Source organism: Micromonospora sp. CPCC 205539 (genome assembly GCF_036906815.1).
Lineage (GTDB): Bacteria > Actinomycetota > Actinomycetes > Mycobacteriales > Micromonosporaceae > Micromonospora.
The window spans coordinates 138,689-160,181 of record NZ_JBAKHW010000002.1 but is presented as its reverse complement, the minus strand read 5'-3'; the positions used below and the strand labels follow the sequence as shown (position 1 = coordinate 160,181).

Genomic DNA, 21,493 nt, shown 5'->3' with positions numbered 1-21,493 from the left:
TCCGAGCCCGCCGTGCGCGGCAAGCGAATTTGGTCGTCGTTTGTACGCTGCCGCGATGAGCGCACCACGGCGCATCCTGATCTACGGGGTGTACGGCGCCGGCAAGACCACCCTGGCGGCACGGCTGGCCGAGCACTTCGGGTTGCCGTGGTCTCCGGTCGACGACCTGCTCTGGCAGCCGGGCTGGGTCGAGGTGCCGGTCGCGCAGCAGCGCAGCCGGGTCGAGGCGATCTGCCGAACCGATCGCTGGATCATCGACGGGGCGTACCACGGTTGGCGGGACGTACCGCTGGCCCGCGCCGACCTGGTGATCGGCCTGGACTATCCGCGGTGGTGTTCCTTCTGGCGTCTGCTGCGGCGCACCGCGCGTCGACTGGTGACGGGTGAGGAGATCTGCAACGGCAACCGCGAGTCGTTGGGCAGCGTGCTGTCCGCGGACTCGATCCTGGTCTGGCACATCGGCGCGTTCGGCCGGGCCCGACGACGGATGCGGGCCTGGCAGGCCGATCCGTCCGGTCCGCCGGTGCTGCTGTTCAACACCCCGGCAGCCCTGGACGCCTGGCTGACCAACCTGCCCCGCCCTTAGGCGCCGGTGGTGCGGACTCCCGCCGAGAGTGGCGTCGCGTGGCGGACATCCTGGGATGGGGCGAGCCGGCGATACCCTCCGCCGCGCCCGTCACAACCTCAGCCCATCCTGGTGATCAAGAGGTTTCGGTCAGGCTTCGGGCTTCGGCTGACGCAAACCTCTTGATCACCGGGGCGGGCCTGGCCAGGACAGCGGCCGCGGATGCCGCACTGGTGAGCTGCCAACGATCGTTTCAAGCCCGGCGGGAACTCGCCGGGCCCGGGCCAGTGGGTGCCCCGTCGCCCCGCCGGCGGCGTTCGGCCAGGACGGCGAGCAGGTTCAGCCCCAGGGCGTACGCCGACGTGCTCACCAGTAGCGCCGTGCTGGCGCCGCGCCCCCAGTCGCCCACCAGTACGGGCGGTGCGCTCCAGACGTCCATCGACAGGCCAGCCAGCGCGATCGCGGTGCCCGCCGCGACCGGGGAAACCGTCCACAACAGCACGGTCGGTGCGCCGAAACGGTCGTCCTGCAGCAGACCGGTCATGACGGCGACGGACCAGCCCAGGACGAGCAGGATCGCCAGCGGCAAACGCACTCGGCGTCGTCGCAGACGCTCGCCGAGCAGCGCACCGAGGCCGACACCAGCGGCGGCGAAGAGCGGGTAGGCACCCAGCTCGCACAGGAGGACCCGGACCAGGACAGGATCGTCGAGGGGCGGCGTGGTCAGGAAGATGCCTTCGCGGGCCTGGGCGAGGGGGTACGCGACCGCGATCGTCACGCCCGCCAGGAGTAGCGCGAGTGGGACCGCTATCGCCAGGGCGGCCGCGTGCGCGTAGCGGCGGGCGAGGGAGACGCCGGCCAGCAGTGCCAGAAGTTGTCCACACAGGACACCGGAAGTGTGCCGGAAGATCCGCGTCGCATAGATCTGCTCCTGCTGTTGGACGCCGCCCTGCGCGTCGTAGTTGACCCAGAAGTTGTAGAAACCGTCGTTGAACGGCATGGCCGCGATCACCAACAGCACCATCACCGGCAATGACCAGACCGCCGGGTGGGTAACCGTCCGCAGCAGTGTCTGCGCTCTGGAGCCATCCATCGAGGCGAGCATGTGCCAAGTCTTGCCCGCCCGGTCCGGGCCGAACAAGACGATCGGCCACTCGGCGCCCCCAGCGCGGGCGGTCGAGCAGGGCAATGCCTGACATAATGACGGCCTTGGGCACCCGAGAGGACTGCACATGAAGCCTGTCGAAGCACACGTGCGCGACTCGATCACCACATTCCTGCACGACTATGCGCGGGCCGTCGAGACCGGCGACAACGCGACCGTCGCCGCCAGCTACGCCGAGACCTACATCGAGGGCGATCCGGGTACGGCTACCGCCATCACCAACGACGACACGTTCCGGGCCGCGCTCGACCAACGGCAGCAGGCGATGACCGAGCAGTTCGGCCTGACCGGTGCTGACGTGACGGTCCTGGAGGTGCTCGACCTGGCGCCGGGCTACGTGCTCGTCGCGGCACTGTGGACCTTGGACTTCGACCCGCCCGAGGGCACGCCCGTCAGCGCGCAGTTCGCCCAGACCTACGTCGTACGGCTGAATGATGGCCAGCCGCAGATCCTGCTCTACCTCTCGCACGAGCAGGAGGCCGAGGTTATGCAGGAGTTGGGTATCACCGGGTGACCGACCCGGGTCACTGACGGTAGCGCGACAGCTGTCGGATGGGTGATCGTCGCTGGCCAGCGGCTAGGCCACAATCCCGTCATGCTCACGGGGCGTGACGGCTTGGTCGTGGAGGCCCGCACCGCGCTGGTGCGGGCCGACGGCGCCGTGCTGATCGGCCCAGCGGGCGTCGGGCGTACCGCGTTGGCTCGGGTGGTCGTCGCCGACCTCCCGTCCCGGCTGTTCGCCGATATGTGGATCACCGCCACCGAGGCGAGCAAGGGGGTGCCGTTCGGCGCGCTCGGCCGCCTCCTCAGCGGTGGTCACCCCGCTCTGCACCCGGCTCTGGTGCACAGCACGGTGCTGGCGGCGCTGGCCGAGCAGTGCGGCTCCGGCCGTACCCCGGTCCTGGTCATCGACGACGCCCACCTGCTCGACGGGCCGTCGGCCGGGGTGCTGCTCGGTCTCGTGCAGGCCCGCGCGGTCCGTGCGCTTGTCACCGTCCGGTCCGGCGGCCCGGTGCCCGACGCGGTCGTCGCGCTCTGGAAGGACGCCGGCCTGCCCCGGCTGCTGGTGCCAGCCCTGGCCGAGGACGCTCTCGGCTCGCTGGCCGAGGAGCGTTTGTCCGGCCCGGTCAGCCGATCCACCACCCAGTTGCTGTGGCAATGGTCCGGCGGGCTGCCCCAACTGGCGGCGGCGTTGATCGACCACGGGCGGGAGGATGGCTCGCTGGTGCGCGACACCGGCCAGTGGCGGTGGCGTGCGGGGTTGGCGGTGCCGGCGCAGGTGGCCGACCTGCTCGACCGGGAGTTGGACCGCGTTGGCCGTCCCGGGGAAGATGCGCTGGCCGCCCTCGCCCTCGGCGGGCCGCTGCCGCTGTCGGTCGTGGAGGCGGCCGCGTCGCCCGATCTGGTGGCCGATCTCGAAGAGCTCGGCATGGTCCGCAGCGAGCAGCGTGACGAGCAGATCCTCCTGCGGCTGCGCCACCCGATGCTCGGCGCCGCGGTGCGTCGTCGGATGACTCCGGCTCGCCGCCAGCGGGTGTCCGCCGCGCTGCTGGCCAGCACCCGGCGCACCACGACCAGGGGTCCGCACGCGGTGGCCAGTGCCCTGTGGGCGGTGCACGCCGGGCAGCCGGTCGGGCCGCAGGAGCTGGTGCGGTCCGCGAACCTCTGCCTGTACGCCGATCCGGCCGCCTCGGAGCAGTTGGCCAGGCGGGCGTGGGAGCGCGGTGGGGGCGCGGCGGCAGCGGTGGCGCTCGGGTCCGCGCTGGTCGAGCAGGGCCGCACCGCTGAGGCGTACGAGACGTTGATCGCGGCCGAACGGGACGCCGAGGCGAGCGGCGACCGGGCCGCCCGGGTGACCGTGGGGGTCGCGCTCGCCGGGCACCGGGCCTGGGTCGGCCGTGAGCCGCGCCGGGCGTACGAGGATCTGCGGCGGTTGTGCGCGTACGCCGAGGAGGCCGGCGACCCAGTCGGCCGGGCGGACGCCGCGGCGGTGGCCGTGCTGGTCCACCTGTTCGGCGGCGAGACGGCGCGGGCGCTCGACGGCGCGCGGGACCTGCTGCGGGGCTCACCTCCGCCGGGGGCGCACCTGCGGGCGACGTTGGCGTCGGTGGCCGCGCTGGTGCTGACCGGCCGCACCGAGCAGGCGGTTCGGGTGGGTCGTGACCTCGTCGAGGCGGTGGAGAGGGAGGAGTCGCCGGCGCTGCCCTATGCGCGGGGGATGGCCCGGGCCGCCCTGGCGTTGGCCGAGCTGTGGCGTCAGCCCACCCCGACCGGGCCGGTCACCGATCCGGCCGCCGGCCGTTGGCCGCTGCCCCCGGATCCGCTGGTCTCCGGGCTGTCGCACACGGCGTGGTCGGTCTTCGACGGGTACGCCCAGCGGGTCAGCGGCGATCGGGCCGGGGCGATCAGCCGGCTCCGGGACGCCGTCGCGCAACAGGCCGAGGGGGAGGGGCTGTTCCGCTCGGAGGCCACCGGCTGGCTCGCGGTGACCCTGGCCGAGGACGGCCACCCGGACGAGGCGGAGGCGGTGCTGCGGGAGCATCCCGTCGACGCGGTCGCGTTGGTGCCGGGGCTGGGGCCGTGGGCGCGGGCAGCGGTCGCCGCGGCGGCGGGCCGGCGGGCGCGGGCGGTGCAGTTGATGACCGAGGCGATCGAGGTCGCCCGCGCATCCGGGTGCTGGCTGGTGGAGCTGGGCTACCTGACGTACGCCGCACACCTGGACCCGGTCGCCGGCCCGGCCCGGTACGCGGGCCGCATCGCCGAGGCCATCGGGCACGTGGACGCGGAGCGCCTCGTCACCGCCGGTCGGGCGGTCATCGCGGTGGCCGGTGGCAATCCGGTGGTGATGCTGGAGCACGCCTACCGGCTGGTGGACATGAACCTGAACGGCGAGGCCCTGCGGCTGGTCGACGAGGCGGGGACGGCCGACGCGGCCCGGCTCGCCGTCGACCTACGCATCCGTCTGCGGGCGACGGCGCCCGGTGACGCGGCGGCGGTGGCGGGACTGACCGCGCGGGAGGCGCAGATCGCCGGGTTCGCCGCCCGGGGCCTGTCCGACCGGGAGATCGCTGACCAGTTGGTGTTGTCGGTGCGTACCGTGCAGACACACCTGGGTCGCGCATACCGCAAGCTCGCGGTGACCTCGCGTCGCGACCTGTCCGGCGCGTTGCGGCTGGCGGGTTGAGCAACGGCGGACGGCCGTGGTGCCTTCGGGCGCCACGGCCGTCGCCGATCGGGATGCATCAGGTGTTCTTCGTGTAGCAGGTGATCTTCCCGTTGGAGTCCTCCTGGCAGCTCGCTCCCTTGGCACCCAGGATGTTGATCGCGCCGACCAGGAAGGTGATGCCCAGCCCGGTCAGGATGCCCTTCCCCACCGTCTTGGCCAGCTCCTCGAAGTTGGCCGTGACGTCCAGGCGGAACGTGACCGGCGCGTACCGGATCTGGTCCCACAGGGCGGCGATGCGCGGTTCGTGGCCGGTGATGCTGAAGTCGTCGCTGCTGTGCTCGTCGGTCACCCGCCCGGTCGCGACGGCCACGAAGACGTTCTTGTTCTGGTCCACCACGTTCGGCGCGGCGGCGAAACTCCAGCTGTGGCTGAGGAACCCGTTCTCGTGGACGTGGCCCTGGAACCAGTAGTGCCCGTCGCTGGCCATCCGCAGCCACGCCGTGCCCTTGACGCTGGATGGCAGCAGGCTGCCGGAGAACGTCTGGCTGAACGTCTGGTCCAGCCGGTCTATCGTCACCCTGGTCGACCCCGCCGGGTGCCCGACCTGCGCGCCGACGTGCCGCAGGGTCAGCGGCGCCTGGATGTCGAGGTACTGGGCGGCGGCGGTGCGGAGGCTGGTCATGCCGTCACTCCCTCGACTTCCACATGTGCACCGTGCCGTTCTCGTCCTTGTAGGCGTGGACCTTGCCCGGCTGGCCGAAGAACGCGACCCATCCGGCGACCACCGCTCCGGCGAGCACCACCGGAATCCACTTCAGGATGTTGCCGATCAGCTCCGCCACGTTCATCGTGACGCTCAACCGGAAGTTCACCGTGGCGTTGGTGAGCTGATCCCAGTACTGCGCGATCCGGGGATCCTGCCCGTGCTCGGCGAAGTCGTCACTGCTGTGGTTGTCCGACACCTTGCCCTTCGCGGAGAAGACGAACGCGTTGCCGTCGTCGTCCACGAAGCCCGGTGTGGCCACCATCGACCAGCTGTGCGAGACGGCGCCGTTCTCGTGCACGTGCCCCTCGAACATGTAGAAGCCGTCGCTGAACAGCCGCAGCCACGCCGAGCCCTTCACGCTGGAGGGCAGCAGGCTGCCGGAGAACCACTCGCTCGACGTCTGGTCGAGCTGCACCAGCAGCCGCTGGGTTGATCCGGTGGGGTGGCCGAGTTCGGCGCCGACCGCCCGTACCGTCATCGGCGCCTCGAACCGCAGGTACTTCCCGGCCGCCTGACGCAGGCTGGTCATGAGGTGGTCACCAGGATCGGCACCAGCGCGCGACCGGTCGGCAGCGGGCCCAGCGCCTTGCCCAGGATCGCCCCGACCGCCTTGAGCGGGTCGGCCACCCGCATGGCGTGCCCCCGGGTGGGGGAGGTGGTCAGCAGGTCGCCGGGGCGAACCGCGCCGTGGGACGCGTCGACCAGGCAGTACACCTTGCCAGCCAGGGCCAGCGGCCGCCGTTGGTCGCTGTCCGGCCGCCGGTCCAGCACCATCGCCGGGGCGAAGCTGCCGGCTCCGGACACCACGCCGGCCACCGCGCTGTCGTACGGCTTGTCGGCCAACTCCAGCGCGCCGCTCTCGCCGATCACCAGCACCGCGCCGGGGATCGCCGCGTGCAGGTGGCCCTCGGCCACGTCGAACTCCTCGGCCAGGTCGGCGTTGCTGAGCGAGATGTCACCGTGCACTCCGTCGATGACCACGGTGTACGCCCGGGTGTCCGGGTTGGCGAAGGACATCGAGCTCTGGTCGCCGCTGATGCCGACCGTGTAGGTGCGGGTCTTGCTGTGGCAGAACTTGATGTGGTTGTTCGGGCCGTCCAGGTCGACCTGGTTCGCCGCGACGATCTTGGAGTTGACCGCGTTGGTCGCGGACACGTTGGTCGCGGTGACGCTGGGGCTGTTCAGGTTGTTCGCCGCCCACAGGTCACCGGTGACGCCGTTGAGCAGCAGCTTGTACTGCCGCGTGTCGGGGTGGGCGAACGCCATCGAGCTCTTCTCGCCGTCGATGCCCACCGTGTAGGTGCGGGTCTTGCTGTGGCAGAACTTGACGTGGTTGTTCGGGCCGTCGAGGTCGACCTGATTGGCGCTCAGGCTGCGGCTGTTGACGTTGTTGGCCGCCCAGAGGTTGCCGTTCTGCCCGTCGAGGATCGTGGTGTAGGCGCGCTTGTCGTTCGCCAGGCTGATCGTGCTGGTGCCGCCGTTCATCCCGATCGTGTACGCACGGGTCGTGAAGTTGGTGAGCACCAGGCCGTTGTCGGCGCCGTCGAGCACCACGGCGCGGGCGGCGACGGTGTCGGCGGTGATCGTGGTCGGCGGCGCGGGGGCCGGGGTCGTCGGCGCGGCCTGGGCGTCGCCCTTGGCGGTCGGGGCGGCTGTCGCTGGCGGCCCGTCGGCGCGCTGCGCCTGCTCCGACTGCCGGGCCTGCTCGGGCGCCTTGACCGGCGGCGGCACCGGTGCCGCGGTGTCCGCGCGGGCAGGCGCGTCGTCCGCAGTGGTCCGCTGAGGCGGAGCGGTCGGTGGGGTGGTGGGCCGGGCGATCGCCTCGGCGCTGTCCGGGTTGCTGGCCTTCGAGGCCTCGTTGCTGGTCATGTTTCCATTGCAGCGGCCCGGCCGGCTCGGATCGTCCGTAGTCAGTACGTAGGTTGCGCGACCCGACTACGCAGCCGTCCGTTATCTACCGCGGCTGTCCGGCAGGGTCGAGGGCAGACCGAATGTGGCCCGGCCGGCAGGTCGCCGGCCGGGCCACCGATCAGGACCTCTGTGTACGGCGAGTGAGGAAGAGCGCCAGCCCACCCAGAGCGACCAGGAGACTTCCCGTACCCGTCATGGCCGGAACCATGGTGCTGCCGGTCACCGGCAGTACCCCTTGGTCGGTTGCGCCAGGACCGCCGGGTGCGCCAGGGCCGCCGGGTGCGCCAGGGCCGCCGGGTGCGCCGGGGCCGCCGGGTGCGCCGGGTGCACCGGGAGGGCCAGGGATGCCGCGTGCGCCTGGAGCGCCTGGAGCGCCTGGAGCGCCTGGAGCGCCTGGACTGCCGGGTGCGCCGGGAGCGCCGGGTGCGCCGGGAGCGCCGGGAGCGCCGGGAGCGCCGGGTGCGCCGGGAGCGCCGGGTGCGCCGGGACTGCCGGGTGCGCCGGGACTGCCGGGTGCGCCGGGACTGCCGGGTGCGCCGGGTGCGCCGGGACTGCCGGGTGCGCCGGGGCTACCGGGTGCGCCGGGGCTACCGGGCGCTCCCGGGGTGCCGGGGCTGCCCGGCGTGCCGGGTGGCCCAGGGGGCCCAGGGGGCCCAGGAGGCCCGGGTGGGCCGGTTGGGCCGGGTGGGCCGGGCGCAGCAGCGCACACAGGTGCCGAGATGACGTTGTTGTCGACGGTGATGCCGGCGGTCCGGGCCAGCGCGCGGCCCTGGAGAGTCGCGCCCGTGGCCATCGTGATCGATGCCTGAGCCATGGCGGTGCCCACCATGGTCGTGCCCGTGCCGATCGTCGCCGAACTGCCGATCTTCCAGAACACGTTGCAGGCGGAAGCCCCGTTGATCAGAACAACACTGCTGTTCGACGCCGTCGTCAGTGAGGAGTCGATTTGAAAGATGAACACGGCCGCCGGGTCGCCCTGGGCGTTGAGCGTCAACGTCCCGGTGAGCTGCCCGGCGCCAACCCGGTAGACCCCGGGATTGAGTGTGTTTCCACCGAGTTCCGAGGGAACGACGGTGAACGGGGTGCGGCCAGCGGCATCGTTGAAGGCGGTGGTGAGGTCGTTCTGCGCCTGCAGAGCGACCGCGTCGCCGAGGTGTATCGCGCCACCGATGGTTGCCGTCCCCCACCCCGAGGCGGCGCTCCCCGGGAACCGACCGAGATCCTGGCCCAGGAAGCTCGGCCCGGTGTTGGTTGGCTCGGCCCCGGCGAGAACGGAGAAGTTGCCGGCCGTTCCCAGGCCCACCGGTGCGTCCGCCGCTATGGCTGCGGGCGAGCTCAAGAGCAGGCTCGCGACCGTGACAGCCGCGGAAGCTGCCAGTGTCGGCAGGACCATCCGTCGAACGCGATGATCGGGTTTAGCTGTCACAGAACACCCTCCGTGAATCCTGCTCGCAGGAGGCGTTTCATGGGTCGCGTCCTGCCGGGAACGGCCAAAACAGTGCAAAACGTGCGGTGACCACCACATCACGTTCTGCTCCCGGAGGCACCGAGAATCGGACAATTTGGGCCATGCGTTGCTCCTGCCACCCTGGTCCTACGAGCCTCACCAGCCCGGGGCCCCGCGATCGCGCACATCCCGCCGGGGCCGCGACAGAGCGGGCGCCCCGACCGCCACACAGGCAAGGCCGGCGGGGCCGGCGGGGCCGGCGGGGCCGGCGGCCGGCCGTGCGGTTCTGGGTGGAATCAGGAACGAATCGGGTTCGTGGCGCGGCCCTGGATGCACGGGGAGGCCGGGCTGCTGCCGGTTTCCGGGAACCGGAACCGCTGCAACTCCTCGATGGTGAAGCCGGCCGCGGTGATGGTGGCGGCGGTGTCGCGGGCCGTGTGGCAGCCGGCGAACAACGTCGGCCACAGCGTCGCGTCGAGCAGTCGCTGGGATCGGGCCAGCCCACCGGGGTGCTCGGCGGCGACGTGCTCGAAGAAGCGCAGCTCGCCGCCGCCGCGTAGCACCCGGCGGATCTCGGTGAGCGCGACCGCCGGCTCCGGCACGGTGCACAACACCAGCGCGACCACGGCCGCGTCGAACTCGCCGTCCCCGCTGGGCAGTGCTTCGGCCAGACCGTCGACGACGGTGACCGGGACCGGCGCGTCCGGTGCAGCCCTGACGGCGGCGGCGCGCAGTCGTCGTTCCGGCTCGACCGCGACCACCTCGGTCACCGCGGGCGGGTAGTGCGGGAACATGCGGCCGTTGCCCGCGCCGATCTCGATCACGCGACCGGACAGGCCGGCAACCAGCTCCCGCCGGTGCTCGGCGAGGCCGGCGCGGTCCATGGACACGCTCAGCCGCTCGTAGAACCAGGCGAACATCGGATGGGATACCGCGGCCACGTCGACCTCCAGGCGCGCCGGGATTGCGGAAGCGGGAACCGCACGGCACGCACAATCATGAAGCACGATGTCTTCACGCGGGCATCCATCGGGTACGTAGGCTGCGCTCATGAAGATCGTCGTCATTGGCGGTAGCGGGCTCATCGGCTCCAAGCTCGTGGCCCGACTGGGTGCGCAGGGCCACGAGGCGGTGCCGGCGTCGCCCAAGACCGGCGTGAACACGCTGACCGGCGAAGGGGTGGGCGAGGCACTCGCCGGCGCCGACGTCCTCGTCGACGTGTCGAACTCTCCCTCGTTCGAGGACGCCGCGGTGCTGAAGTTCTTCGAGACGTCCACCCGGACGCTCCTTCCCGCCGCGGCCGACGCGGGGGTCGGGCACTACGTGGCGCTGTCCGTCGTCGGGTCCAACGGGCTGTCGGAGAGCGGGTACATGCGGGCGAAGGTCGCCCAGGAGAAGCTCATCGTCGCGTCCGGGCTGCCCTATTCGCTGGTGCACGCCACGCAGTTCTTCGAGTTCCTCCAGGGCATCGTCGACGCCGCGACGGACGGCGACACCGTGCATCTCGCGCCGGTGCTCATTCAGCCGATGGCGGCCGACGACGTCGCGACCGAGGTCGCCGGGGTCGCGGCCGGCGCACCGCTGAACGGGCTCGTCGAGATCGCCGGTCCGGAGCAGTTCCGCCTGGACGAACTGGGCCGATCCATGCTCGCGAAGCAGCGGGACTCTCGGACGGTGGTGGCCGACCCCACCGCTCGGTACTTCGGAGCCACGCTGGCCGAACGTTCGCTCGTGCCCGCCGACGGTGCCCGCCTCGCCGGTACGCGACTCGAGGACTGGCGGCCGCAGGCCGGCAAGAAGTAATACCTGGTCAGCGCAGCAGCCGTACGGCGAGCGACCAGCCGAGCACCAGCAGTGTGACGATCTTGACCAGCTCCAGGGCGACGAACCACAGGTGCAGGGACGACGCGGGTGGCTGCTGACCGTCGATGATCATCTGGGCCCGACGGTCGAGCAGCGGCCGCAGGACCGCCGCCTGCGTGAGCAGGATCAGCCAGAGGCCCCCGATCCCCGCCCAGCGAGCCGTGCCGATCGGCGCTCCGAGCAGCGCCAGCGTGAGCCCGATCAGCAGGATGACCTCGACCGCGTTGAGCGTACGGAAGACCAGGCGGCCGATGCCGAGGCCGAGGGGCACCGTGATGCCGGGCGCTCGGAACTTCAGCGGTGCCTCGATGAGGGAGATGGCGACGACCATCCCCAGCCACAGGAACGGCACGGCCAACTGGGTGATCTCTCTGAGCCTGGTCACGACGGCAGGGCTCCTTCGAGGGTGCGGGTGAGTCGGGCGACGCAGACGCCCGGCCGCGCGAACGGGACGAGCTCGGCGACCACGTCCGGCGTCGTCGTGTCGACGAGCTCCCGGAGCAGGCCCCGGTGCATCCCGCACACCACGTCGGGGTGCTCCCGGGCGACGTCGAGGAACGGGCAGGCGTGCAGGTCGATCAGACCGCTGGCGGAGTCGCTCGTGCCGACCGGCTCGAATCCCAGCTCGGTGAAGAGGGCCAGCGCTCTGGTGGTTGCGGCGCCGACGGGGTCGGCGACCGGCGCGGGCGAGGCGGGGGTGCCCTCGGGGCGGAGCCAGGAGCGGCCGGCCTCCTCGGCCAACCCACCCGCGCGACTCTGATCGAGTTGGGCCGCCAGCACCTGGCTGAGAAACTGGTAGCCGGATGCCGGCACCGGTGGCGTGACGCTCCGGTAGATCGTCTGCGGACGTCCGCGACCGTGCCGCCGGCCAGGCTCGCCGCTGACGAAGCCCGCCTCGATCAGGACCTCGAGGTGGAAACGGACCGTGTTCGGGTGCATGCCCGTGCGGGTGACCAGCTCCTTGACGGTGAGCGGATGGTCCGCCGTGCGGATGCCGTCGAGGAGCTGCCGTCGGCTCGGCACGGCGAGTGCGCTGTAGCTCACGTGTTCGGTCACGCACCGATTTTATACGATGGGCATCGGAAAAAAGGGAGGTGCTCATGGCCGACATCACCGAACGCGCCGACATCACCGCGCTGGTGATCGACTTCTACGCCCGGGCCTTCGCCGACGACCTGCTGGGCCCGGTCTTCATCGACGTGGCCAAGATGGACCTGCCGGCGCACCTGCCGATCATGTGCGACTTCTGGGAAACGGTGCTGTTCCGCTCGGGCGCGTACCGGAGGAACGCCTTGCGTCTGCACGCGGACCTGAACCGACGCGAACCCCTGACCGAGCGGCACTTCGATCGCTGGTTGGCCCTGTGGCGCGCGGCCATCGACGACCGGTACGCCGGCCCGAAGGCCGAGTTGGCCAAGGTGCAGGCGGGCCGGATCGCGCAGTCGATGCTGCGGCGGCTCGCCGGTGGCACCGGCAGCGAACACCACACCATCGGGACGCGGCAGGCGTCGTGCTGACGACGCTCGCCGGCTAGGGACGCTCGCGCAGGCGGGCCACCAAATCGCGCACCGCCGCCGTGAACGACTCGTCGGACTCGGACGGCCAGTGGCCCTGGATCGGCGGGGGAACGCTGTCCCCGGGTGGAGTCACCACGTCGCTGGGGTCGCGCAGTCGGCGGTCCACCGCCTCCGCCGGATCGCCGCCGTCAGCTGCCTCGGCGTCGGTAGCCGGCGCGGCTGGCCGGTGGGCGGCGAAGATCCAACCGCCGATCGGGTCGGTGTCCCGCCACAGGTTCACCCACCGCCAACCGACCCGAACGCCGATCTGGTGCAGCACCTCGTCGTCGACGTAGGCGGGGAAGAGCCGGCCGTAGAGTCGCCGCAGTGGTGACCCGTAGGTGAGCAGCGCGACCCGGCTGCTGACCTGGGGCGGCAACTGGAGCACCGTCGCGGCGAGCAGAACCGACCCGTGGCTGTGCCCGGTGAGCAGCACCGACTTGCCGCAGCTCACCAGGTAGGTGATTCGCCGGGTCAGCTCCGGCACGGCCCGCTCCGCGTAGCAGGGCGGCGCGAAGGGGTGGGCCGCCCGGGGCCAGAACGTACCCAGGTCCCACAGGACGCCGACGTGGCGCCGGAACTCGATGGTCCGGTAGGCGAAGACCCCGAAGATGACCAGGCTGAGGATGATCGCCGCGATCACCCAGCTGCCGAACGCGATGGCGAAGGTGATCAACCCAGCCGGCAGCCCGGCGTACCGCTCGACGGCGTCACTGGGGTACGGCTCCAGCAAACCGATGGTGGTGGTGGCCGTGCCGAGTCCTGCGGCACAGCCGAAGACCACGCCCAGCGGCACCAGTGTCTCGGTGAACCGGGCCCGGGCGATCGTCTGTCGCACCTGTCGCAGTCGGGGCCGCGCCTCCGCCGGCGGATCCGGGAAGTCGCGCGCGACGATCGCCGCCGCGGCGCGCAGCCGGCCACGCCGGGAGATCAGGGTGGCCAGGCCCGCGACGATCAGTGTGATCAGCACCGTCCGGAGAAAGCCGAAGATCGCCCAGGTGTACGCCCGCGGCGGGCCGGTAGCGAAGCCCTCTCCGGTGGGCGTGTCGCGGTCCAGGAAGTCCGCCACCCGGTAGACCAGCTCGGCGGAGAACGCCACCGCCAGACTGACCGCCGCTGCGGCGATCACCAGCGTTCCCAGCCCGAGCATCGGCGTGCCCTTCGGCTGTCGGGCCCGGCGCCAGAGCAGCACGGCTCCCAGGGCGGCCAGCAGGGCCGACTGGGCGACGAAGAGGCAGGCGAGCGTCGCGTCGTAGCCCGGCAGGTCACCCCCCTGTCGCCACGGCGTTCGGCTGGCCAGCACGTGGGCGAGCACCACGACGGTCAGGACCACGGCGATCGTGCGCAGCGCGCTGGCGATCCGGTCCAGCCGATGATCGGTGGCGTTCCGGTCGATCAGCGGAGGCGCGCAGAGCAGGACCACACAGGTGACCAGGACCGCCCCGCCGATCACCGTCAGCGCGACCGTGCCGATCGAGGTGTCGGTCGCGGCCCGGGCGATGAGCAGGGTGACGCTCAGTGTCGCGAACGCCGCCGCGACGTGGATTGAGCGCAGCCGACCCACCAGCGGCTCCGCGTCCCACCGACCAACCGCGCCGAGCCGATGCCCCGAAGCCGTCTCCTCGGGAGCGCGAAACGCCTCGAACGCGCGTCCGGGACGTGTGCTGAGCCGCCAGACCAGGCCGATGGCCCCGGCCGGCGCCAGCGCGAGCACCGCCAGCCGAAGCCCGTCCCGCTGCCCGCCCAACCAGGACAGCCAACTGCGCCCCTCCAGGCAGCTCGGCGAGGTCATGCACTTCCAGGCGAGCAGGTCCAGTGTCACGCCGACTGCCGCGAGCACGTACAGCGCGGTGAGGGTGAGCGCCAGCACGCGGCACAGGCAGCGGACCACCGCGTCGATGCCAGGGGTCGCCGGGCGCATCCAGACCGCCACGTTGACCAGCATGAAAGGCAGCAGGAACACCAGCGACAGCGTCCGGACCACCGTCCCGGAGGGCAGATCACCCCAGCGGTACGCCTCGAGCGTCACCCCACGCGCACCGCGGCTGTTCGCCGGCTGGGGGCGGGTCCGGTAGAAGCCTCCGCTGCGGTCGCCAGCGACCTGCGTTATCCGCGGCACGTCCAACACCTGGCCAGCGCTCGCGCCGGAGACCCCGTGCACCCGCAGCTCCACGACCTCGTCGGGGATCGCTGGCCCGCTCAACCGCGCTGCTCCATCCGACTTCCCCCCGAGGCGTCTCCGCAGCCCTTGCCGGGCGACCCGACGAGGCGATCCGCCACCCGCGTCTACCCCAACCGGTCGGCCCCAACCATGGGAGGAGCGGCGCGCTGCCGGCGATAGCGCGAGGCACCCGGTCGGGCGGACCCACACGGGTCGGCCCGACCGGGCGCCTCCCGGGCGTCAGGAGAGGGCGATGCCGAGGGTGCCGAAGGCCTGCGGGCCGGCCGGCAGGTTGACCCCCGACCAGGTCGTGAGCCCGCTGCCGGTGATCGCACGTCGCCCGAACTCGTCGCTCGTGCTCGGCAGGACCAGCACCATGCCGGCTCGTTGCAGATCCGCCACCGTGGCGCTCGTGAAGCCGACCACGAGGCTGGCGGCGCCGTCGGGCTGGCGCACGGTGTGCAGGACGCTGCCGAAGTACGAGTACTGGGTGCGCAGGTTCGTCGGAAGGCCCGGAGTCGCGGCGTCCAGCCTGCGGAGCCCGGTGGTGGTGAGCCCCTCCGAGTTGCCCCGGAAGATCGTGATGGCGCCGGCCCCTTCGACGCCGCCGACCACCTCTTCCGGACTCGCCACCGCGACGTCGCCCCGACCGTCGCGGTCGAAGTCGGCGAAGGCGAGCACCCAACCGAAGAGCACCGCCGGGTCGTCGCTGCCCGGGACACCCGGAGTCTGCTGCGTCCAGTACTGCGCGCCGCCGACCGTGAGACCGCCGGGCGAGCCTCGCAGCACGGTCAGCGAGCCGCCCCGGTTACCCGCGGTGCTGTTCAGGCCCTCGCTGCGGGCCGTGACGACGAGGTCGGCGTACCCGTCTCCGGTCAGGTCGCCGGCGGCGAGAGCGTGGCCGAAGCCGTCATACCACTCGGGGGCGTCCGGCACGCCCGGAGTGTCCTGGGTGAAGACCCGCGACGCGGCGATACTCACGCCGCCGGCCGCTCCGGGCAGGATGACGACCGAACCGGCGAACGACTTCTCGCCGAGGCCGTCCCGGTCGAAGCCGATGGCCAGGTCGTCGCGGCCGTCGCTGTCGAAGTCCGCCGAGGCCAGCACGGCGCCGAAGCCGTCCGTTTCGGCGGTGATCGGCAGGCCGGGCGCGTCGCCCCGGATCCACTGCGCGGCACCGGCGTTCAGCCCGCCGGGCGTGCCCCGGAACACCGCGACGCCACCCGCCCAGTCCAGGCCAGCCCGGGAGGCCCCGGCCACGAGGTCGTCGGTGCCGTCACCGTCGAAGTCACCCACGGTGAAGGAGTAGCCGAACAGGTTCTCACCGACGACGCCCTCCCCGGGGACGTCGTCGGCGGGTGCCACGTCGGCCAGCCGGAACATGCGCGCCTCGGCGGTGGACAGGCCCGACGGACCGCCGTACAGGATGCGGAAGCGGTCGTGCACGCTGCCGATCGCGAGGTCGTCGAAACCGTCGTGGTCGAAGTCGCCGGACGCGAGCGCGCTGCCGAAATCGTTGATCTTCGAATGGCGGTCGGGTGAGCCGTCATCGGTCGGCATGCCGGGCGTCGCGTGGTCGAAGTACTGGCTGCCGAGGTTGGTGAAGCCGCCGGTGGCGGCCCCTGGCAGCACGTGCACCGCGCCCCGGTACTCGCCAGCGACCTTTCGTGCCTCCGTCACGGCGAGATCAGGTCGACCGTCACCGTTGAAGTCGCTGCGCACCTCGTTGAGCTCGCGCCCGCGTGGAGTGCGGGGAGGAGGTGTCGGCCTCGACGGCCGATCAGGCCGCACGGCCGTGGTCACGACCGCCGCGTCGACGACCGACACGGGTACGGAGGACCGGAGCGGGAGCGAACTCGTCGTCCCGCTTGCGACGACGAGTCCACCAAGGACCGTGGCGATACCCGTCAACCCCAATGAGCGCACGGCGTCCCCTCTGTTGAAGTGTCGCGCGCCATGATGCCACCCCACTCGGACAATCCGCGGCCGCCGACCGGCCGATCCGCCGGCCTCGGTCCGGTTGTCGCGGTGGGCGCCAGATCGGCCCGCTCCAGCCCCGGTCCGGCTGGCCGCTCGGGCCCACTTCTCGATCGCAGGATTGATTCGGCGAGGGCTGGGTAGGTGCCGCCATGGTCGCTGCCGGTCGGCACGGAAAGGGCGGGAGCGCGCCCACTCGTGCGGACGACAGCGCCCGTGCCGGCCCGGCGGCCATCGCGGCCCGGCTGAGCGACCGTCTGGTGGCCACGCTGCGGGACCGATGGCGTCGGTTACGGGCCGTTGGCGGCCTCGCCGTGCAGGCCGGCCTAGCCGCAGCGCTGTCCTGGCTGGTGGCGCACGAGTGGTTGCACGTCTCACAGCCGGTGTTCGCGCCGATCTCGGCGGTCTCGACCCTCGCGGCGTCGGTCGGCCAGCGCCTGCGCCGCACCATCGAGCTGATCATCGGTGTGACCGTCGGGGTGCTGACCGGTGACCTGCTGCTCGCGCTGATCGGCACCGGCTGGTGGCAGCTCGCCCTGGTCGTCATCCTGGCGATCGCCGTCGCGTTGTTCCTGGTCGGCAGCGCGGCCGTGATGCTCCAGGCCGGTGCGACTGCGGTGCTCATTGCCACCCTCAGTCCGGCCGTGCGAGATCTGGAGATCCCGCGGTTCGTGGACGCCCTCGTCGGGGGAGCGGTGGCACTGATCGTCACCGCCGTGCTGTTGCCCCTGAATCCGCTGCGGGTGCTCAACCGGGCCGCGAAGCCGGCGCTGGCGCTGCTCGTCGCCCAGCTCGACGACACGGCCGGCGCGTTGGCCGAGGGCGACGCCGCTCGCGCGCGTGCCGCGCTGGACAGGCTGCGAAACAACAAGGACGAGCTGAAGGCGCTCATCGAGGCGACCCAGGGTGCCCGGGAGGCCGCCACCCTGTCGCCGGTGCGCTGGCACGACCGGCACGGGCCGGTGAACCGGTACGCGCACGCGGCGGAGCCGATCGACCGGGCGATGCGCAACAGCGGAACCCTGATCCGTCGGGCGGCGACCCTGATCGAGGACGGCGAGCCGGTCCCGGACCCGCTGCCGACGGCGGTGTCCGACCTGGCCGCGGCGGTCCGGTTGCTCCAGCGGCAGTTCGCCGCCGGCAAGGAACCCGACCGGGCGCGGGAGCAGGCGCTGCGGGCGGTGTGCATGGCCGGCCGGGCGTACCGGGAGGGGGTCGGCTTCTCCGGTGCCGTGGTGGTCGCCCAGGTCCGCACCACCACCAGCGATCTGCTGGTGGCCAGCGGGCTGGACCAGGAGGACGCGAACGACCTGGTGCGGCGCTCGTTCGGCGAGCTGAGGCCGCCCGGTGGCGCCCGCCAGCAGTAGCGGGGGCGGTCCTACTCGACGTTACGGAGCCGTTGCGGGCAGATGTCTTGACGTAGATGGATGTGAGCGTTAACACTGAGCCGGTCAACGGCGGAGGTGGACATGAACTCTGTGGACGGAGCCGGCGATCGCTACGTCGTCGGTGTCGATTTCGGAACCCTGTCCGGGCGGGCGCTGGTGGTGCGGGTCGCCGACGGCGCCGAGGTGGGGACCGCGGTCCACGAGTACCGCGACGGGGTCATCAGCGCGGCGCTCCCCGGCGGTCGGGGCCTGCCTCCAGACTGGGCGCTACAAAACCCGGAGGACTACCGCGACGTGCTGCGGTACGCCGTCCCGGCTGCCGTGTCCGCCGCCGGGCTGGATCCCGCCGCGATCGTCGGCCTCGGCATCGACTTCACCGCCTGCACGGTCCTGCCGACATTCGCCGACGGCACGCCGCTCTGCGAGGATCCCGTGCTGCGGGACCGCCCGCACGCCTGGGTCAAGCTGTGGAAGCACCACGCCGCCCAGCCGCACGCCGACCGGATCAACGCCCTGGCCCACGACCGGGGCGAGCCGTGGATCGGCCGGTACGGCGGCAAGATCTCCGCCGAGTGGCAGTTCGCCAAGGGCCTGCAGATCCTGGAAGAGGACCCCGAGGTCTACCACCGGGCGGAGCGCTTCATCGAAGCCGCGGACTGGATCGTCTGGCAGCTCAGCGGCGTCGAGACCCGCAACGTCTGTACGGCCGGCTACAAGGGCATTCGCCAGGATGGCGCGTACCCGTCGGAGGGTTTCCTGACCGCGCTCAACCCGGGCTTCGGCGACTTCGTGGCCAAGCTGGACGGCCCGTTGTCGCCCCTCGGCGCCCGAGCCGGTTCGCTCACCGCCCGTGCCGCCGCCTGGACGGGCCTGCCGGAAGGGATCGCGGTGGCCGTCGGCAACGTCGACGCGCACGTCACCGCGGCTGCCGCGCAAGCCGTACAGCCCGGGCGGCTCGTGGCGATCATGGGCACCTCCACCTGTCACGTGGTCAACGGCACCGACCTCGCCGAGGTGGCCGGGATGTGTGGCGTCGTCGACGGCGGCATCAGTCCCGGCGCCTGGGGCTACGAGGCCGGCCAGAGCGGGGTCGGCGACATCTTCGGCTGGTTCGTCGAGCACGCCGCCCCGGCCGGTGTCGCCTCGCACGAACGCCTCACGGAGTTGGCCGCGAGCCAGCCGGTCGGCGCGCACGGCCTGATCGCGCTGGACTGGTGGAACGGCAACCGATCCCTGCTGGTCAACCACGACCTCAGCGGCCTGATCGTCGGAATGACCCTGGCCACGCGGCCGGCCGACGTCTACCGGGCGCTGCTGGAGTCCACGGCGTACGGCACCCGAATGATCATCGAGGCCTTCGTCGACGCGGGGGTGGCGGTGCACGACCTGGTGATCGCCGGTGGTCTGACCTCCAACGAGCTGCTCATGCAGATCTACGCCGACGTCACCAACCGGCCGCTGAGCATCATCGGCTCCGCACAGGGGCCGGCGCTCGGCTCGGCGATCCACGCCGCCGTCGCGGCGGGCGCCTACCCCTCGATCCACGAGGCATCGCGGGCGATGGGCCGGGTGGACGAGGCCGTCTACCGACCCGATCCCGACCGGGCGCGCGCGTACGACGCCCTCTACGCCGAGTACCGGGCGCTGCACGACCACTTCGGCCGTGGCGGCGACGACGTCATGCTCCGCCTGCGCGCGATCCGCAATGCGGCCGTCGGGTCCACCCACGAGACCACGTTGGAGGTCGTTGGATGAACGAGCTACGCGAGCTGCGCGAGACCGTTGCCCGCCTGCACGCCGAGTTGACCCGGTACGGCCTGGTGGCCTGGACGGCCGGCAACATCTCCGCGCGTGTTCCCGGTCGGGACCTGATGGTCATCAAGCCGAGCGGCATCGACTACGACGAGCTCTCGGCGGACGCCATGGTGGTCTGCGACCTCGAAGGTGTCCTCGTCGAGGGGGACCACGCACCGTCCAGCGACACCGCCGCCCACGCCTACGTCTACCGGGCCATGCCGGAGGTCGGCGGTGTCGTGCACACGCACAGCTCCTACGCCACCGCCTGGGCCGCCCGCGCCGAACCGATCCCCTGCCAGTTGACCGCGCAGGCCGACGAGTTCGGCGGGGAGATCCCGGTGGGCCCGTTCGCGCTGATCGGCGGCGACGACATCGGCAAGGGCATCGTCAGCACGCTCGCCGGTCACCGCTCTCCGGCGGTGCTCATGCGCAACCACGGCGTCTTCACCATCGGCCGGGACGCCCGCGCGGCGGTCAAGGCCGCTGTCATGTGCGAGGACGTCGCCCGTACCGCCCACCTGGCCCGAGCACTCGGTCGACCGCTGCCGATCGCGCAGGCCGACATCGACTCCCTCTACCACCGGTACCAGACCGCCTACGGCCAACCACACCACCCAGCCAAGGAGATCCGATGAGAAAGATGCGTACGCCCTCCGCCCCGTGGCGCGCCGCCGCCACGGTTCTCGCCACCGTGCTGCTCGTCGGCAGTGTGGCGGCCTGCGGTAACAGCGACACCGGCGGCGAGTCCGCCGACGACGGCAAGCTCACCCTCGGCTTCTCCCAGGTCGGCGCGGAGAGCGGTTGGCGGACCGCGAACACCACCTCGATCAAGGACGCCGCCGCCGCCGCGGGGGTCGAGCTCAAGTTCGACGACGCGCAGCAGAAGCAGGAAAACCAGATCAAGGCGATCCGCAACTTCATCCAGCAGAAGGTCGACGTGATCGCCTTCTCGCCCAAGGTGGAGTCCGGTTGGGACACCGTGCTCAAGGAGGCCAAGGACGCCGGCATCCCGGTCATCCTGACCGACCGCTCGGTCGACTCGGCCGACAAGTCGCTGTACAAGACGTTCCTCGGTTCGGACTTCGTCAAGGAGGGCCGGCTGTCAGGGGAGTGGCTCGTCGAGAACGCCAAGTCCAGGACCGGGCCGGTGAACATCGTCGAGTTGCAGGGCACCACCGGTGCGGCGCCCGCCAACGACCGCAAGAAGGGTTTCACCGAGGCGATCGCCGCCAACCCCAACCTGAAGATCGTCGCCTCCCAGTCGGGGGACTTCACCCGGGCGGGCGGTAAGCAGGTCATGGAGCAGTTCCTCCGGGCCAACCCGAAGATCGACGTGCTGTTCGCCCACAACGACGACATGGGCCTGGGCGCGATCGAGGCGATCACCGCCGCCGGCAAGGTGCCCGGCAAGGACATCACCATCATCACCGTCGACGCCGTCAAGGACGGCATGCAGGCCCTCGCCGACGGCAAGTTCAACTTCATCGCCGAGTGCAGCCCGCTGCTCGGCCCGCAGCTCATGGACCTGGCCAAGAAGGTCGACGCGGGCCAGGAGGTGCCGGCTCGGATCGAGACCGAGGAGACCACCTTCACCCAGGCGCAGGCCAAAGAGGCCCTGCCCAACCGTAAGTACTGATCGACGCCCGGGGTCGCCGCGCTCGCCGTGGCGGCCCCGACGCGCCCCTCCACACATGGCGGCCCCGCCGCGCCTTCCATAACCCAGAAGAGGTC

General features: G+C 71.7%; 19 protein-coding genes and 1 pseudogene. 10 read left to right on the top strand and 10 right to left on the bottom strand.

Annotated features, from left to right (window positions below; translation table 11 throughout):
* Positions 1 to 55 precede the first annotated feature (55 nt).
* Positions 56 to 586 (top strand): adenylate kinase, encoded by a 531-nt coding sequence (locus tag V6V47_RS02935; protein ID WP_334626378.1) that lies wholly within the window; start codon positions 56 to 58, stop codon positions 584 to 586.
* 232 nt (positions 587 to 818) lie between these two features.
* Here the strand turns inward: V6V47_RS02935 and V6V47_RS02930 are convergent, their stop codons facing one another.
* On the bottom strand, positions 819 to 1,658 hold the full coding sequence (locus tag V6V47_RS02930; protein WP_334626377.1) for a hypothetical protein: 840 nt from the start codon (positions 1,656 to 1,658) through the stop codon (positions 819 to 821).
* A gap of 139 nt (positions 1,659 to 1,797) precedes the next feature.
* Between V6V47_RS02930 and V6V47_RS02925 the strand changes: the two genes are divergently transcribed.
* The gene (locus V6V47_RS02925) at positions 1,798 to 2,244 is read left to right on the top strand and encodes a hypothetical protein (RefSeq protein ID WP_334626376.1); all 447 of its coding nucleotides are present in this window, start codon (positions 1,798 to 1,800) and stop codon (positions 2,242 to 2,244) included.
* Between the two features lie 81 nt (positions 2,245 to 2,325).
* Positions 2,326 to 4,914 (top strand): LuxR C-terminal-related transcriptional regulator, encoded by a 2,589-nt coding sequence (locus tag V6V47_RS02920; RefSeq protein WP_334626375.1) that lies wholly within the window; start codon positions 2,326 to 2,328, stop codon positions 4,912 to 4,914.
* A 58-nt stretch (positions 4,915 to 4,972) separates the two neighbouring features.
* On the opposite strand, the gene V6V47_RS02915 is transcribed toward V6V47_RS02920, so the two are convergent.
* Genes V6V47_RS02915 through V6V47_RS02905 form a run of 3 tightly spaced genes read right to left on the bottom strand, consistent with a single transcriptional unit; the run spans position 4,973 to position 7,531 of the window.
* Positions 4,973 to 5,578, bottom strand: coding sequence for a hypothetical protein (locus V6V47_RS02915; protein ID WP_334626374.1), 606 nt, complete (start codon positions 5,576 to 5,578; stop codon positions 4,973 to 4,975).
* Between the two features lie 4 nt (positions 5,579 to 5,582).
* Positions 5,583 to 6,191, bottom strand: coding sequence for a hypothetical protein (locus V6V47_RS02910; RefSeq protein WP_334626373.1), 609 nt, complete (start codon positions 6,189 to 6,191; stop codon positions 5,583 to 5,585).
* Entirely contained in the window at positions 6,188 to 7,531 is a 1,344-nt protein-coding gene (locus V6V47_RS02905) for a hypothetical protein (protein WP_334626372.1), read from the bottom strand. Before V6V47_RS02905 ends, V6V47_RS02910 begins: the two co-directional genes overlap by 4 nt.
* A gap of 393 nt (positions 7,532 to 7,924) precedes the next feature.
* Between V6V47_RS02905 and V6V47_RS02900 the strand changes: the two genes are divergently transcribed.
* The gene (locus V6V47_RS02900; protein WP_334626519.1) at positions 7,925 to 8,296 is read left to right on the top strand and encodes a hypothetical protein; all 372 of its coding nucleotides are present in this window, start codon (positions 7,925 to 7,927) and stop codon (positions 8,294 to 8,296) included.
* A 55-nt stretch (positions 8,297 to 8,351) separates the two neighbouring features.
* On the opposite strand, the pseudogene V6V47_RS02895 reads toward V6V47_RS02900, so the two are convergent.
* Together V6V47_RS02895 and V6V47_RS02890 are read right to left on the bottom strand one after the other, a co-directional pair.
* Positions 8,352 to 8,966, bottom strand: a pseudogene (locus V6V47_RS02895) (ice-binding family protein); the annotation flags it as partial.
* A gap of 350 nt (positions 8,967 to 9,316) precedes the next feature.
* Entirely contained in the window at positions 9,317 to 9,961 is a 645-nt protein-coding gene (locus tag V6V47_RS02890; protein WP_334626371.1) for a class I SAM-dependent methyltransferase, read from the bottom strand.
* Between the two features lie 109 nt (positions 9,962 to 10,070).
* Here V6V47_RS02890 and V6V47_RS02885 point away from each other — a divergent pair, with 109 nt between their 5' ends.
* Positions 10,071 to 10,823, top strand: a complete 753-nt coding sequence (locus tag V6V47_RS02885) for an SDR family oxidoreductase (RefSeq protein WP_334626370.1) — start codon at positions 10,071 to 10,073, stop codon at positions 10,821 to 10,823.
* A 7-nt stretch (positions 10,824 to 10,830) separates the two neighbouring features.
* On the opposite strand, the gene V6V47_RS02880 is transcribed toward V6V47_RS02885, so the two are convergent.
* Together V6V47_RS02880 and V6V47_RS02875 are read right to left on the bottom strand one after the other, a co-directional pair.
* A complete protein-coding gene (locus tag V6V47_RS02880; protein WP_334626369.1) occupies positions 10,831 to 11,268 on the bottom strand; it encodes a hypothetical protein in 438 nt (145 codons plus the stop codon).
* Positions 11,265 to 11,939: a helix-turn-helix transcriptional regulator gene (locus V6V47_RS02875; RefSeq protein WP_334626368.1), complete on the bottom strand. Its 675-nt coding sequence runs from the start codon at positions 11,937 to 11,939 to the stop codon at positions 11,265 to 11,267. The genes V6V47_RS02880 and V6V47_RS02875 overlap by 4 nt, the downstream gene beginning before the upstream one ends.
* Before the next feature lie 44 nt (positions 11,940 to 11,983).
* Here V6V47_RS02875 and V6V47_RS02870 point away from each other — a divergent pair, with 44 nt between their 5' ends.
* Entirely contained in the window at positions 11,984 to 12,400 is a 417-nt protein-coding gene (locus tag V6V47_RS02870) for a group III truncated hemoglobin (protein ID WP_334626367.1), read from the top strand.
* A 13-nt stretch (positions 12,401 to 12,413) separates the two neighbouring features.
* On the opposite strand, the gene V6V47_RS02865 is transcribed toward V6V47_RS02870, so the two are convergent.
* A complete protein-coding gene (locus V6V47_RS02865) occupies positions 12,414 to 14,642 on the bottom strand; it encodes a hypothetical protein (RefSeq protein WP_334626366.1) in 2,229 nt (742 codons plus the stop codon).
* Positions 14,643 to 14,840: 198 nt separating this feature from the next.
* On the bottom strand, positions 14,841 to 16,280 hold the full coding sequence (locus V6V47_RS02860) for an FG-GAP repeat protein (RefSeq protein ID WP_334626365.1): 1,440 nt from the start codon (positions 16,278 to 16,280) through the stop codon (positions 14,841 to 14,843).
* Between the two features lie 449 nt (positions 16,281 to 16,729).
* On the opposite strand from V6V47_RS02860, the gene V6V47_RS02855 reads away from it, so the two are divergent.
* The 4 genes from V6V47_RS02855 to V6V47_RS02840 all read left to right on the top strand — a co-directional run bounded on the left by V6V47_RS02855 (position 16,730) and on the right by V6V47_RS02840 (position 21,398).
* Complete coding sequence (locus V6V47_RS02855) at positions 16,730 to 17,944, top strand: FUSC family protein (RefSeq protein ID WP_334626364.1); 1,215 nt, start codon at positions 16,730 to 16,732, stop codon at positions 17,942 to 17,944.
* A gap of 102 nt (positions 17,945 to 18,046) precedes the next feature.
* Positions 18,047 to 19,720 (top strand): ribulokinase, encoded by a 1,674-nt coding sequence (araB, locus tag V6V47_RS02850; protein ID WP_334626363.1) that lies wholly within the window; start codon positions 18,047 to 18,049, stop codon positions 19,718 to 19,720.
* On the top strand, positions 19,717 to 20,397 hold the full coding sequence (locus V6V47_RS02845; RefSeq protein WP_334626362.1) for an L-ribulose-5-phosphate 4-epimerase: 681 nt from the start codon (positions 19,717 to 19,719) through the stop codon (positions 20,395 to 20,397). The genes araB and V6V47_RS02845 overlap by 4 nt, the downstream gene beginning before the upstream one ends.
* A complete protein-coding gene (locus V6V47_RS02840; RefSeq protein WP_334626361.1) occupies positions 20,394 to 21,398 on the top strand; it encodes an ABC transporter substrate-binding protein in 1,005 nt (334 codons plus the stop codon). The genes V6V47_RS02845 and V6V47_RS02840 overlap by 4 nt, the downstream gene beginning before the upstream one ends.
* Positions 21,399 to 21,493: the final 95 nt, after the last annotated feature.

Coding starts and splice junctions, on each gene's coding strand:
- V6V47_RS02905 (WP_334626372.1), bottom strand. CDS start 7,531: ATGACCAGCAACGAGGCCTCGAAGGCCAGCAACCCGGACAGCGCCGAG.
- V6V47_RS02870 (WP_334626367.1), top strand. CDS start 11,984: ATGGCCGACATCACCGAACGCGCCGACATCACCGCGCTGGTGATCGAC.
- V6V47_RS02930 (WP_334626377.1), bottom strand. CDS start 1,658: ATGGATGGCTCCAGAGCGCAGACACTGCTGCGGACGGTTACCCACCCG.
- V6V47_RS02845 (WP_334626362.1), top strand. CDS start 19,717: ATGAACGAGCTACGCGAGCTGCGCGAGACCGTTGCCCGCCTGCACGCC.
- araB (WP_334626363.1), top strand. CDS start 18,047: ATGAACTCTGTGGACGGAGCCGGCGATCGCTACGTCGTCGGTGTCGAT.
- V6V47_RS02855 (WP_334626364.1), top strand. CDS start 16,730: ATGGTCGCTGCCGGTCGGCACGGAAAGGGCGGGAGCGCGCCCACTCGT.
- V6V47_RS02925 (WP_334626376.1), top strand. CDS start 1,798: ATGAAGCCTGTCGAAGCACACGTGCGCGACTCGATCACCACATTCCTG.
- V6V47_RS02915 (WP_334626374.1), bottom strand. CDS start 5,578: ATGACCAGCCTCCGCACCGCCGCCGCCCAGTACCTCGACATCCAGGCG.
- V6V47_RS02885 (WP_334626370.1), top strand. CDS start 10,071: ATGAAGATCGTCGTCATTGGCGGTAGCGGGCTCATCGGCTCCAAGCTC.
- V6V47_RS02920 (WP_334626375.1), top strand. CDS start 2,326: ATGCTCACGGGGCGTGACGGCTTGGTCGTGGAGGCCCGCACCGCGCTG.
- V6V47_RS02840 (WP_334626361.1), top strand. CDS start 20,394: ATGAGAAAGATGCGTACGCCCTCCGCCCCGTGGCGCGCCGCCGCCACG.
- V6V47_RS02935 (WP_334626378.1), top strand. CDS start 56: ATGAGCGCACCACGGCGCATCCTGATCTACGGGGTGTACGGCGCCGGC.
- V6V47_RS02910 (WP_334626373.1), bottom strand. CDS start 6,191: ATGACCAGCCTGCGTCAGGCGGCCGGGAAGTACCTGCGGTTCGAGGCG.